This window comes from Actinacidiphila sp. bgisy145 (assembly GCF_057708125.1).
Map to the genome: position 1 here is coordinate 83,695 of NZ_JBYIRL010000020.1, position 11,953 is coordinate 95,647.

Annotated in this window: 10 protein-coding genes; 5 read left to right on the forward strand and 5 right to left on the reverse strand. The window is 77.6% G+C overall.

Features of this window, described 5'->3' with window-relative positions; translation table 11 throughout:
• Positions 1–263: 263 nt before the first annotated feature.
• Positions 264–1,064, forward strand: a complete 801-nt coding sequence (locus AC3ERT_RS19430; protein ID WP_335978683.1) for an MBL fold metallo-hydrolase — start codon at positions 264–266, stop codon at positions 1,062–1,064.
• Complete coding sequence (locus AC3ERT_RS19435) at positions 1,064–1,744, forward strand: DedA family protein (RefSeq protein ID WP_435175701.1); 681 nt, start codon at positions 1,064–1,066, stop codon at positions 1,742–1,744. Before AC3ERT_RS19430 ends, AC3ERT_RS19435 begins: the two co-directional genes overlap by 1 nt.
• Positions 1,745–1,763: 19 nt before the next feature.
• On the opposite strand, the gene AC3ERT_RS19440 is transcribed toward AC3ERT_RS19435, so the two are convergent.
• The gene (locus AC3ERT_RS19440) at positions 1,764–2,882 is read right to left on the reverse strand and encodes an MBL fold metallo-hydrolase (RefSeq protein ID WP_435135767.1); all 1,119 of its coding nucleotides are present in this window, start codon (positions 2,880–2,882) and stop codon (positions 1,764–1,766) included.
• Positions 2,883–2,933: 51 nt separating this feature from the next.
• The gene (locus tag AC3ERT_RS19445) at positions 2,934–4,145 is read right to left on the reverse strand and encodes an aminotransferase class I/II-fold pyridoxal phosphate-dependent enzyme (protein ID WP_435175655.1); all 1,212 of its coding nucleotides are present in this window, start codon (positions 4,143–4,145) and stop codon (positions 2,934–2,936) included.
• Between the two features lie 138 nt (positions 4,146–4,283).
• On the opposite strand from AC3ERT_RS19445, the gene AC3ERT_RS19450 reads away from it, so the two are divergent.
• Entirely contained in the window at positions 4,284–5,738 is a 1,455-nt protein-coding gene (locus AC3ERT_RS19450; RefSeq protein ID WP_435135771.1) for a bifunctional phosphatase PAP2/diacylglycerol kinase family protein, read from the forward strand.
• A gap of 125 nt (positions 5,739–5,863) precedes the next feature.
• Here the strand turns inward: AC3ERT_RS19450 and AC3ERT_RS19455 are convergent, their stop codons facing one another.
• Entirely contained in the window at positions 5,864–6,292 is a 429-nt protein-coding gene (locus tag AC3ERT_RS19455) for an SseB family protein (RefSeq protein ID WP_335978691.1), read from the reverse strand.
• Between the two features lie 147 nt (positions 6,293–6,439).
• The gene (locus AC3ERT_RS19460) at positions 6,440–7,507 is read right to left on the reverse strand and encodes an RNA ligase (ATP) (RefSeq protein WP_435175657.1); all 1,068 of its coding nucleotides are present in this window, start codon (positions 7,505–7,507) and stop codon (positions 6,440–6,442) included.
• Positions 7,508–7,729: 222 nt separating this feature from the next.
• Here AC3ERT_RS19460 and AC3ERT_RS19465 point away from each other — a divergent pair, with 222 nt between their 5' ends.
• Positions 7,730–8,722 carry a ketopantoate reductase family protein gene (locus AC3ERT_RS19465; RefSeq protein ID WP_435135775.1) on the forward strand — a complete coding sequence of 331 codons (993 nt, stop codon included), beginning with the start codon at positions 7,730–7,732 and terminating at the stop codon, positions 8,720–8,722.
• A gap of 15 nt (positions 8,723–8,737) precedes the next feature.
• Here AC3ERT_RS19465 and AC3ERT_RS19470 read toward each other — a convergent pair whose 3' ends face one another.
• Positions 8,738–10,885, reverse strand: coding sequence for a DUF5107 domain-containing protein (locus tag AC3ERT_RS19470; RefSeq protein WP_435175659.1), 2,148 nt, complete (start codon positions 10,883–10,885; stop codon positions 8,738–8,740).
• Between the two features lie 211 nt (positions 10,886–11,096).
• Here AC3ERT_RS19470 and AC3ERT_RS19475 point away from each other — a divergent pair, with 211 nt between their 5' ends.
• Positions 11,097–11,936 carry a maleylpyruvate isomerase family mycothiol-dependent enzyme gene (locus AC3ERT_RS19475; RefSeq protein ID WP_435175661.1) on the forward strand — a complete coding sequence of 280 codons (840 nt, stop codon included), beginning with the start codon at positions 11,097–11,099 and terminating at the stop codon, positions 11,934–11,936.
• The last annotated feature ends 17 nt before the right edge of the window (positions 11,937–11,953 follow it).

The window sequence follows — 11,953 nt, forward strand, 5'->3', positions numbered from 1 at the left end:
CCATATCCGCCGGTCTGCCCGGTTCGGGCCTGTGGACAACCGACGGCGGGCAGGTGGCGGCAGGTCTCAGCAGGTGGCAGCACGTGGCAGCAGGCGGCAGCGGGCGTCATCGGGTGGCGGCGGGCGGGCCGGGGCGGCCAGGGCATACGCTCGAGGTCGGACGGCCCCGGCGGCGACGCCGGCACCGAAGAGGCGGGCGGACCCGCGGACGGCCGGGCCGGGTGGCCGGTCGGTGCCGTGAGCGGCGGGAAGGGCGTGGCGGCGTGGTGGTGGAGATCACATGGTGGGGGCACGCCACGGTGACCGTCCAGGACTCGGGCGTCCGGGTGCTCACCGACCCGCTGTTCGTACGGCGGTTGGCGCACCTGCGCCGGCGGCGCGGCGCACTGCCCACCCCCGCGGCCGCCCGGGCCGACGTGGTGCTGGTGTCCCATCTGCACGCCGACCACCTGCACGTCGGCTCGCTGGCGCGGCTCGCGCCGGGCACCACCGTGCTGCTGCCGCGCGGCGCGAGGGCCGCGGTGCCGGCGCTGCGGCGGGTACGGGACCGGCTGCGGCTGGTGGAGGTGGTGGCCGGCGAGGCGGTGGAGTTCGGCGGCCTGACGGTGCGCGCGGTGCCGGCCGCGCACGACGGGCGGCGGCTGCCGTACGGGCCGCAGCGCGCCGCGCCGCTCGGATACGTGGTGGCCGGGGAGGCGCGGACGTACTTCGCCGGGGACACCGGGCTGTTCGACGGGATGGCCGACGCGGTCGGACCGTGCGACATCGCGCTGCTGCCGGTGGGCGGTTGGGGGCCGTTCCTGGGCACCGGGCACCTGAACGCCGAGCGGGCGGCGCGCGCGCTGGCCGAACTGGCGCCGCGCACGGCGGTGCCGGTGCACTACGGCACCTACTGGCCGATCGGCATGGACGCGGTGCGGCCGCACGAGTTCCACGCGCCCGGTGCGGAGTTCGAGCGGTTCGCCGCCGAACTCGCGCCCGGGGTGGCGGTGCACCGCCCGGCGCACGGGCAGAGCGTGCGGGTCGCGGACCTGGGCCGGGCCGGGCAGGGGGCCGGCGGATGATGGGCCTGCTGGCCGCGGCGGCGGCGCATCCGGCCGCGCACCCGGCGGCGTCGCAGGGCACCCAGTCGGCGGTCGGCTACCCGTCGCTGTTCCTGCTGATCGTGCTCGGCTCGCTGGTGCCCGTGGTGCCGACCGGCGCGCTGGTGTCGGGAGCGGCGGTGGTCGCCTTCCACCAGACCGAACCGGTCGCGCTGGCCTTCGTCTTCGCGGTGGCGTCGGTCGCGGCGTTCCTCGGCGATGTGGCGCTGTACTGGCTGGGGCTGCGCGGGGTGCGGTCGCGCAACGGCTCGCGCTGGCTGCACCGGCTCCAGCGGCGCGCCGAACAGGGCACGCTGGAGCGGGCGGAGCAGCAGCTCGACCGGCACGGGGCGGCGGTGCTGGTGCTGTCCCGGCTGGTGCCGGCCGGGCGCATCCCGGTGATGGTGGCGTGCCTGCTGGCGCAGATGCCGCTGCGCCGCTTCGTGCGCGGCGACATCCCGGCGTGCCTGGCGTGGGCGGCGGCCTACCAGCTCATCGGGATACTCGGCGGGTCGCTCTTCGACAAGCCGTGGCAGGGCGTGGTGCTGGCGGTGGCGCTGACGATCCTGATCGCGGCCGGGCCCGCGGTCACCGGGCGGGTGCGGAAGGTCCGCCGGGCGGGTACGGCAGACCGGCCGGAGCAGCCGCGTACGGCGCCCTGACGCGCTGACGGTCCGGGGGTCAGGGCACCAGCACGCGGGACGCGCCGATCGGCAGGTCCCACAGCGCCTCGCGCGGCAGCCCGGCGGAGGTCCACGCGGCGCGCAGCCGGGTGAGCGGTTCGAGGGGCGGCTCGCCGGAGAGCAGGAACGTCGCCCAGTGCATCGGGGCCATCGCGGCCGCGCCGAGGTCGAGGTACGCCTGCACCGCCTCGTCGGGGTCGGTGTGCACCGGCCGCAGCATCCAGCGGGGCGTGTACGCGCCGATCGGCAGCAGCGCGAGGTCGATGCCGGGGTGCACCCGGGCGATCTCGGCGAAGTAGGCGCCGTATCCGGTGTCCCCGGCGAAGTACACGCGGTGCCCGTCGGCGTCGGTGAGCACCCACCCGCCCCACAGCGTCCGGCAGGTGTCGGTCAGGGTGCGGCGGCTCCAGTGGTGCGCGGGCACGAAGTCGAACCGCACCCCGCGCAGCCAGGTGCCCTCCCACCAGTCCAGTTCGGTGACGCGGTGGAAGCCGCGGCGCCTAAACCAGCTGCCGAGCCCGGCCGGCACGTAGCAGGGCGTGGAGCGCGGCAGCCGTTTGACGGTGGGCGCGTCGAGGTGGTCGTAGTGGTTGTGGCTGATGACGACCGCGTCGATCGGCGGGAGCGCCCGCCACGGCACGCCGACCGGGGTGATGCGGCGGGGGGTGCCGGGGATGCGGCGGGACCAGACGGGGTCGGTGAGCACCGTCAGCCCGCCGATCCGGACCACCCAGCTGGCGTGCCCGGCCCAGGTCACGCTGACCGTGCCGGGCCCGGCGGCGGGCAGCGGGGCGGGCGCGACCGGCAGGAGGGGCACGTCCTTGAGGGTGTGTGCGGGCGGGCGGGCCGCGCACTCGCGGACCAGCCGGGCGATGTCGCGGATGCCGGTCGCCGGGAGCGGTTCGGAGAGGCGGTCGACGAAAGTGGCCGGCCAGCGGCGGGGCCGGGCGGACGGCTCGGGCGCGTCGGCGGCGCGCGGCCGGCCGGAGGCGAGCCGGCCGCCGCTGCCGGGCGCGCCGTCCGGGCCGGGGGCGCTGTCGGGGCGGGGAGAGCCGTCCGGGCGGGGGGCGCCGGTGGCCGCGGGCGCGGTCGGGGCGGACGCGCGCTGGTCGCTCATCTGGGCTCCCTCGCTCCCCCGCCTGGCCGGAACGCTTCTGCCGAACGTATGTCAGGCCCCACCGCCCCGCGATCCGGTGTCGGCCGAACCGCTGACCGCGCCCAGGCCGGTCAGCGCGGTGAACGCGTCGGTCAGCGCGGCCAGTCCGGCCGCGACGTGCGGCACCGCGACCGGGTCGGCGGCGGCCAGCGCGGCGCGCCGCTCGTCCTCGGTGGCGCCGAGCAGCACCCCGGTGCCGATCCTGGCTCGCGGCTCCTGCGGGTCGTCGCCGAAGCGGTGGCCGCCGGGCACGGGACGGCCCAGCGCGCCGGTGAGGAACTCCTCCACCCGCCGGGCCGCCTCGGGGCCGGCCGGACCGGCCGTCGGGTAGAGCTGCCAGCCGGCGCGCGGCGGGCGGCAGGACGCCCCGGCCTCGGTGATCGCCCGGTACGCGGCCGCCGCCGTCCGCGCGTGCAGCAGGTTCGCGGCGGCGGCCCGGCCGGCGACCTCGGCCGGCTCGCCGAGCACGTACGCGGTCGCGGCGGCGACCGGCGCGGGCAGCACCGCGCGCAGGCCGGCCAGCACCTCCGCGGCGCGCCGCCGCCAGGACGTGCCGTGCGCGGTGCCGGGGAAGCGGGCCAGCGCGGCCGGGAAGTCCGCGGGCACCAGCGTCGCGCCGAGGTCGGTGAGCACCACCGTGTGGTCGGGCAGCATCTCGGCCGGGCTGAGCAGGACCGTCTCGCGGTGGTGCAGCGTGTCGGAGTACGTCTCGTCGGACACGATCAGCAGGCCCGCCTCCGCGGCGGCCTCGCACGTCTCGTGGAGCAGCTCGGGCGCGGTGACGGTGCCGGTCGGGTCGTCCGCGGCCGACAGCACCAGCAGCCGCGGGTCCGCGCCGCGCGCCCGGGCCCGCCGTACGGTCTCCAGCAGCGCGACCGGGTCGGGGACGCCGCCGCCCTCGGCGGCCGTGGGCACGGTGTGCACGCGGCGGCCGAGCAGCCGCGCCACCGGGGGCTGCCAGGCCGCGGCGGGGCGGGCCAGCACCGGGTCGCCCTCGCTCGCCGCGAGCACCGCGAGCAGCAGCTGCTCGGCGCCCGGCGCGGCCAGCAGGTGGGCCGCGCCGCCGGGCAGCGCGCGCCGCGCCCAGTACCCGTCGGCCGCGGCCAGCAGGTCCGGGCCGCCTCCGACCGGCTCCGTCCCGGCCGCCGCCGCGGCCACGCGCGCCGCCCAGTACCCGGGCACCGGCAGCCCCGGATCGGGTCTCGTCCCGTCGGCCCACGGCATCGCGCACCCTCCAGGCGTGGAAAACGGCCCCCCTGTGCCCCACCTTCCCCCGTTTCGGGGTTCACCGCCCGTCGGACGGCGGTCAGCCACCAGCCGGACGGCAGGTGCGGGCGGGCCGGGCCGGGGTAGCCGAGCCGCATGACGTATCCGTGGAAGGACTGGGACCGGGAACTGTTCGCCGCCGTGGCCGGGCGGCGCTGGCCGGGCGCGGAGCCCGTGCTGCCCCGGCTGAGCCGGCTGGCGAACCACGGGCGGCTGTGGTGCGGGCTGGCGGCGGGCATGGCGGCGGTGGGCGGGCCGAACGGCCGCAAGGCGGCGCTGCGCGGGATGGGCTCGCTGGCGCTGGCCTCGCTGGCGGTGAACACGGTGGGCAAGGGCGCGGTGCGCAGGGCGCGGCCGCTGCTGGACGCGGTGCCGGTGATCCGGCAGTTGCAGCGGCAGCCGGTCACGACGTCCTTCCCGTCCGGGCACGCCGCCTCCGCGGCGGCGTTCGCGGCTGGGGTGGCGGCGCAGTCCGGCGCGTGGGGCGCGGCGGTGGCGCCGGTCGCGGCGAGCGTGGCGTTCTCCCGCGTCTACACCGGCGTGCACTACCCGAGCGACGTGGTGGCCGGCGCCGCGCTGGGCGTCGGCGCGGCGCTGCTGGTACGCAGGCTGCTGCCGGTCCAGCGGCGGCCGTCGGCGGGAGCGCCCGCGCAGGCGCCGCGGCTGGCGGAGGGGCGGGGCCTGCACGTGGTGGCCAACACCGCGTCGGGCCCGCCGCCGCTGCTGACCACCCCGGCGCGGCGGATCGCCGCGGCGCTGCCCGGGGCGGCCGTCGCGGAGTGCACGGAGGACGACGACCTGGTCGAGCTGCTGGAGCGGGCGGCCGAGGCGGCGGTGCGGGACGGCGGCGCGCTGGGGGTGTGCGGCGGCGACGGCACCGTACGCGAGGCGGCCGCGGTCGCGCTGCGGCACCGGCTGCCGCTGGCGGTCTTCCCCGGCGGCACCCGCAACCACTTCGCCGCGGACCTGGGGCTGCTGTCGGTCGAGCTGACCGCGGCGGCGGTGCGCACCGGCCGGGCCTCGCGGGTGGACGTGGCCCGCAGCACCGGGGTGGACGGTGCTGCGGCGCCGTTCCTGAACACCTTCAGCATCGGCGCCTACCCGGACCTGGTACGGGTCAGGGAGCGCTGGTCGCGGCGGGTGGGCAGCTGGCCGGCGAGCGTGCTGGCGGCGGTGCACGTGCTGCGCACCTGCGAGCCGGTCGAGGTGGAGGTGAACGGGCGGCGGCGCTCGGTGTGGCTGCTCTTCGCGGGCAACTGCCGCTATGCCAGCTGGGGCCCGGCGCCGGTGCGGCGGCGGGAGCTGGCCGACGGGATGCTGGACGTGCGGATGGTGGACGGCGGGCCGTTCGCCCGGACCCGGATGCTGGGCGCCGCCCTGACCGGGGCGCTGACCTCGTCGCCGGTGTACACCGCGGTGGTCGTCCCGCGGCTGCGGGTGCGGGTGCCGGGCGAGGGGGTGCACCTGGCCTGCGACGGGGAGGTTGCGGCGGCTCCCGGGGAGGTGCTGCTCGACAAGGCGCCGCGGGGCCTGGTCGTCTACCGGGCCTGAGCCCAGCCGCGTACCGGGCCTGAGCGCAGCCGTGCCGGACGCGCTCGGTGCGGGTAGGGGGCCGCGCGGTCCTGATGCGGGTACGGCCCCGGCGGGTGGAGCGCCGGGGCCGTACCCGCGGGGGCTCAGTTCCCGGCGACGAGGCCGGCGAGCGCGCGCACGCCCTCCCCGGAGATGCTCAGCGCGTCCTCGTTGCCGGTGTCGATGGACAGGATCAGGTCGTCGGAGGGCCAGGCGCCGCTGAGGACGGCGAGCTGGACCAGCCGGTAGCGGCGGGTGGCGGGCAGCGCCTCGGCCATCCGGGTCTCCGAGGTGAAGACCGGGACGAGCTGGCGGCCGTCCTCCTGCTCGTAGACCGGCAGCTGGATCTCGCGGGGCGGTTCTGCCGCCTCCGCGCCGGCCGGCGGCGGCTGTTCCTCGGCGCCGGGCACCGGCAGCAGCACCTCGCTGACCGCGAGGGTGCTCAGGGCGATCACGTTCTCGCTGCCGTGCGAGATCTCGTGCAGGGCCCGCTGGGCCGGGGGCAGGGCGCCGTTGGGGTTCATGTCGGTCATCGTCGTGCTTCCTCTCGCCGCGTCCGCGCTCGGTGTCTGCAAGTGGCTGAACCCGGCGCGTACCCAGCCGGGGGCGGAGCATGCCGACCGTGCGCGGAAACACCCGAAGGGCCGGATCGCCGGCCCGGCCCTTCGGGGGGCGTGCCCTCACTCGTACTCGGTGCCGCCCTTGCGGGTCAGGTAGGCGTCGCCGACGACCTTGGCGACGGCCCGGCCACCGACGTCGGGGCTGTACTTGCCGTCGGCGGTGCGGACCACCACGCCCTCGCGGATGTGCAGGCCGCGGCCGGAGACCGTCTCGGGACCCGCGGCCAGCGCGAGCACCCGGTCGAGGTCAAACGGGCCGTGGAACAGCCTCGGTACGACGGGCAGTTCGCCCGCCGTCAGGTCGGCCGGGTCGTGCCAGCTGAGCTGCCCGCCGGCATCCGCGCACACGTCGAACGCGGCGAAGGCGGGACATCCGGTGCCCGCGTGCGCGCCGTAGTCGAGGTCCTGCACCCCCTTGCCGTAGACCTCGCCATAGATCCCGATCCGGTCCGCGCCCAGCCGGGCGGCCAGTGCGGCGGCCACGGCCGGCAGGTTGTGCCCGCGCACCGCGCGCCAGTAGAGGTTGCCGTCCGCCTCGCGCAGCGCGAGGCCGCGGGCGCCCAGGCCCTTGGAGGTGACCTGCACGCTGCCCGAGGCGGCGTGGTAGGTCAGGCAGCAGGCGGTGCCGTGCAGCTTCTCGGTGACGGTGACCAGGTCGCCGGGGGCGAAGACGCCCGGGTAGCGCTTGAGGTTCTCGATGTCGGTCCACGGCAGCAGGTCGGGCGCGGCGTCCACGTCGCCGCTCATCGAGACCGGCACCGGCGGCGTCCACTTGACGACGCCCAACGCGTCGGCGAAGTCCGTGCCGTCGGCCGCGGCGCGCGCCAGGTCGACACCGTCGAGGGCGCCCGGCCGGCAGACGATGCCCTGCGAGAGCTCGCCGCGCAGCCGCACCGCCCGCACCCGGTTCCTCCCCGACCCGGCCAGCCGCCCGGTCAGGCCGAGTTCGTCGACGAGCGGACCGGGCAGCACCGCCTGCTCGGGTATGTAGACCGCGAACTCCCCTGTGCGGTAGGCCCCCTTGGCGACCACCGCGCGGTACAGGCCCACCTGTGCGAGCTCCAGCGCGTCGGCGTTCGGGTGGTCGAGGACGGTCAGCCGCTCGGCGGTGACGCGCAGGGTGGACATGGTGGTGCCCCCTTCGGTGTCCACGGGAACGCGGGCCGAGCCCCGGCCCGCGCCCCAACTCTGCGGGGCGCGGCGGGACTTGGGCCAACGGTTTTCCGTTCCGGCCCGGGCCGTGGCCACGAGGCGCCGGACAGGTGCTCGCGGCGGGAGGCAGCGGGCGCAAGCCGCCTGCGGTCAGGGCGGGAGTTGTGCCGGGCGGCCGGGACGTCCAGGGTTTCAGCCATGCGATACATCATGATCGGCGCGGGCGCGATCGGCGGCGCCATCGGCGGACGGCTCTTCGACAGCGGCCACGAGGTGGTGCTCGTGGCCCGCGGCGCGCACCTGGCGGCCGTCCGCGCGCACGGACTGCGGCTCGAACTGGCCGACGGAGAGCGGAGGTTGCCGATCCCCGCGGTCCAGGGCCCGGCCGAGCTGACCGCGCGGGACGACGACGTGCTCGTGCTCGGCGTCAAGACCCAGGACACCCCCGCCGTCCTGGAGACCTGGGGCGCGTACGGCGAGGGCACGGCGGGCGGCGGCCCGGGCGCCGGGCCCGCCGTGGTGTGCGCGCAGAACGGCGTGGAGAACGAGCGCTTGGCGCTGCGCCGGTTCGGCCGTGTCTACGGCGCGTGCGTCTGGCTGCCCGCGACGTTCCTCGAACCGGGCGTGGTCAGCGCGCTGTGCGCACCGCTGACCGGGATGCTGCACCTGGGCCGCTACCCCTCGGGCAGCGACGCGACCGTACGGGCGATCGCCGCCGACCTGACGGCCGCGGGCTTCGCGGCACCGGTCACCGAGGACGTGATGGCCTGGAAGTACGCCAAGCTGCTGTCGAACCTCGGCAACGCGGTGGACGCGGTGCTCGGCTCCGGCGCCGGCCAGGACGCGGGCCGCGAGCTGACCGCGCGGGCCCGGGCCGAGGGCGCGGCGGTCCTGGCCGCGGCGGGGATCGCGTACATCGGCACCGAGCAGCAGGCGCGCACCCGCGGGGACCGGGTGGAGTCCCCTTCGGCCAAGCCCAGTTCGACCTGGCAGAGCCTGGCGCGCGGCACCGGGTCGATCGAGTCGGACTACCTCAACGGCGAGATCGTGCTGCTCGGCCGCCGCTTCGGGGTACCCGTGCCGGTCAACGAGGCGCTCCAGCACGCCGCGAACCGCGCCGCCCGGGAGCGCCGCGCCCCCGGCGAGCTGACCGCCCAGGAGCGGGCGGCCCTGCTCACCGCGGGCGGCTGACCGGGCCGCCCGCCGTCAGCGGTGGGCGGCCGGCGGCTCCTGCGGGCGCATCCGGAAGTCGTACGCGGCCGGCAGCGGGTGCTCGCGGCGGGCCCGGGCGCGCGCGTCCTGCGGGGCGCTGTCGTCGGCGGCGGCGTCGTCGGCGAGCAGCGCCTCGGCGACCGCGTACCAGGTGTCGCTGAGCACTTCGTCGCCCTCGGCGAGGTCGTCGACGGCCACGCCCTCGTCGAGCAGGGCGCGGGCCCGGGCCGGGTCGCCCTGGGCGAGCGCGGTACGGGCCCGCAGCAGCCGCACCCGCCCGCCTTCCAGCGGCGCGGGCGCGGCCTGCCCGTCGGGGCCGGGGACCGGGCGGTCGAGGATGCGCGCGGCGTCCTCGGCGCGGGAGGCGGCGAGCAGCACCGGCACGGCCTCCAGCGCGTAGGCGCGCAGGGCGGTGTGCGCGGAGGGCCAGCCGGAGTCGGCGAGGGCGTCGGCCAGCGCGTCGTACCCGGCCGCGTACCGCTGCGCGGCCTGCTCGGTCCGGTCGGCGGCGGCGTCGGCGACGGCCAGGGCGCGCAGCGTCCACGGGGAGGGGTGCGCGGCGAGCGAGCGCTCCCAGCTGCGGACGGCCTGGGCGCGGTCGCCGGCGGCCCACTGCGCGATGCCGAGGTGATAGTCGCGGTACCACTCGTTGCCGGGGTAGGTGTCGGCGGCTTCCAGCAGCTCGCGCCAGTCGGGCGAGACCAGGGTGGGGCCGGGCACGGGGTCGGCGGTGGGGCGGGGGAAGACGCCGGACAGGAGCAGTTCGAGCCAGGGCTGCTGGGCGGCACCGAGGGTGGCGGGCGGGAACGGGGTGCCGGGCAGCGGGTGGCGGCCGCGCTCGACTTCGAGGGCGCCCCAGCCGGAGCCGGTGGCCAGCACGTCGGCGGGGTCGGGGTCGGTGTCGGCGCGGGTGAGCCAGGCGGTGCGGGCGGCGTCCAGGGCGGCCCGGGGCAGGGCCTCCTCCAGGGCGGTGGCGGCGGCCGCGCGGGCGGCGGGCCAGTCGGCGCCGTGCACGTGTGCCGGGTCGGCGGCGAGCGGCCCGTACGCCTCCAGCCAGCTCACCTCGGACTCGGCGGCCATCGGCAGGTGTTCGAGCTGGGTGCGGGCCAGGCCGGCCTGGATCTCCAGGTAGCCGCCGGTGCCGGGCTCGGTGAGCCACTCCTGCCAGCGGCGGCCGCCGCGGCCGCGGCCCCAGCGGAACAGCTTGCGCCCGCGCAGCCGGTCGGTCGACGTCTGCACCAGGCCGCGGCCCTGCCCGTCGAGCGCGGCGATCCAGCGGCGATCCTCGTCCGCGATGTCGAAGAAGTGGTCGGCGGCGTGCTCGAACCGGGTCGGGTAGGTGAGGTCGGCGCTGTCCGGCGCGCCCGGGCCGCCGGGGGCTTCCTGGGCGCGCGGCACCGGCACGCGGGTGAGGGCGCGGTGGTAGTCGAACTGCCAGGCCGCGTCCGCCGAAACCAGCACCCGGGTGTCGGGGATCTCGGGTACGGCCGTGTTGGACCACCAGTACAGCGGCACGGTCCGGTCGTGCGGATTGCGGACCCGCACGCCGACGTAGAGGAAGTCCGAGCCGGCCGGCAGCCACAGGTCGACCTGGAACGGCAGGTCGCGCAGCCGCTCCCACTCCCACAGCCGCAGCATCTCGCCGCCGTCGGGCGCGGTGACCCGGGCGGCGTGCAGCGGCGCGCAGGTGTGGGCGGCGTGCCCGGTGGCGCCGAGGTTCCACTCCACGCCGCCGGAGAACCAGGCGCCGGCCAGCGCGAAGTCCGCGGGCTGGAACACCGGGTTGCGGTAGAGCAGTTCGCGGCCGGTGGGCTTGTGCAGCAGCGAGTACAGCCGGCCGCCGAGCCCGGGCAGCACGGTGGCGCGCAACCGGTCGTTCTCGACGACGAGGGCGTCGAGTTCGACCGGCGCCCGGTCCCGGCCGTACCCGTCGAGGACCCGCACCGGCAGCACGGTGCGCAGCGGGGCGTAGCCGATCTGCCGGGCCATGTCCGGGGGCAGCGCCTGGCGCTGCTCGGGGTCGAGGCGGTGCGGTTGGCCGCGCTCGCCGAGCGCGGGCAGCGGGTTCTCCGGGCCCAGCGGGGCGGCGGGGATGCGCACGGTGGCGCGCCGCACGGTCGTCGCGGTCGTATCGGTCGTCACGGTCGTCGCGGTCCTGGCCAAGGCCACCTCATCCGGGCGCGGGCGGCCGCCTTCCGCACGGCGGCCGTGTGACGACCATGGAACATCCTCAGCGGCCCGCTGAACAGAGCCCGCACCGTACAGTCTTGGGCAAATCTGCCGCAATGCCGGTAAAACGTTCCGATCCCCGGACCCGCCCCCGCTGTCGCCGCCCGCTGCTACAACGGTGCCCATGACGCCCTTCCACATCCCTCCCGCCGGGGACTTCCCGGTGCTGCGCTTCTCCGACTGGCTGGAACTGGTGGCGGACCGGTCGGCCGCGCTGCGGAAGGCGGCGGAGGCCGCCGACGCGCGGGCCCGGGTGCCGGGGTGCCCGGACTGGACGGTCCACGACCTGGTGGCACACGTCGGGCAGGTGCAGCGCTTCTGGGCGGCGGCCGTCACCGCGGGCCCGGCCACCCGCCCGCCGGACCCGCACCCCGACCCGACCACGGACCCGTCCTCGGACCCGGCCTCGGCCAAAGACGGCGCCCTCCTCCCGCCCGGAGAGCTCTCGGCGTGGTCGGCCCGCGCCACCGCCGCGCTGCTGGACGCGCTGCGGGCGGCCGGCCCGGACCGGGAGTGCTGGACGTGGTGGGCGGCGCCGGGGCGCCCGGCGACGGCCGGCACCGTCGCCCGCCACCAGGTGCAGGAGGCCGCCGTGCACGCCCGCGACGCGCAGGACGCCGCCGGCGCCCCCGAACCGCTGCCCCCGGCCCTGGCGTTGGACGCGGTGGACGAACTCCTCCAGGTCGGCTTCGGCACCATGGACGGCTGGCCGCACGCCCCCGCCCGGGTCGCCCTCGTCTCCACCGAGGGCCCGGCCTGGACACTGATCCTCGACGCCACCGGCGCCTCCGCGGTCCGGGTCGGCCCGGGCGACGGGCCCGCGCCCGACGCCTGCCTCACCGGGTCCGCCGGGGAGTTGCTGCTCTGCCTCTACCGGCGGGTCCCGTGGAACAGCGGCACCCTCCGGGTCTCCGGCGACCCCGCGCCGGTCCGCCAACTGGCGGTCTGGTCGCCGCTGGATTGAGCACGTACCGTCCTGAC

What these genes read in the sequence shown, in the direction of transcription:
- AC3ERT_RS19435 (WP_435175701.1), top strand. Translation starts at nt 1,064, where the DNA reads ATGGGCCTGCTGGCCGCGGCGGCGGCGCATCCGGCCGCGCACCCGGCG.
- AC3ERT_RS19440 (WP_435135767.1), bottom strand. Translation starts at nt 2,882, where the DNA reads ATGAGCGACCAGCGCGCGTCCGCCCCGACCGCGCCCGCGGCCACCGGC.
- AC3ERT_RS19445 (WP_435175655.1), bottom strand. Translation starts at nt 4,145, where the DNA reads ATGCCGTGGGCCGACGGGACGAGACCCGATCCGGGGCTGCCGGTGCCC.
- AC3ERT_RS19450 (WP_435135771.1), top strand. Translation starts at nt 4,284, where the DNA reads ATGACGTATCCGTGGAAGGACTGGGACCGGGAACTGTTCGCCGCCGTG.
- AC3ERT_RS19455 (WP_335978691.1), bottom strand. Translation starts at nt 6,292, where the DNA reads ATGACCGACATGAACCCCAACGGCGCCCTGCCCCCGGCCCAGCGGGCC.
- AC3ERT_RS19460 (WP_435175657.1), bottom strand. Translation starts at nt 7,507, where the DNA reads ATGTCCACCCTGCGCGTCACCGCCGAGCGGCTGACCGTCCTCGACCAC.
- AC3ERT_RS19465 (WP_435135775.1), top strand. Translation starts at nt 7,730, where the DNA reads ATGCGATACATCATGATCGGCGCGGGCGCGATCGGCGGCGCCATCGGC.
- AC3ERT_RS19475 (WP_435175661.1), top strand. Translation starts at nt 11,097, where the DNA reads ATGACGCCCTTCCACATCCCTCCCGCCGGGGACTTCCCGGTGCTGCGC.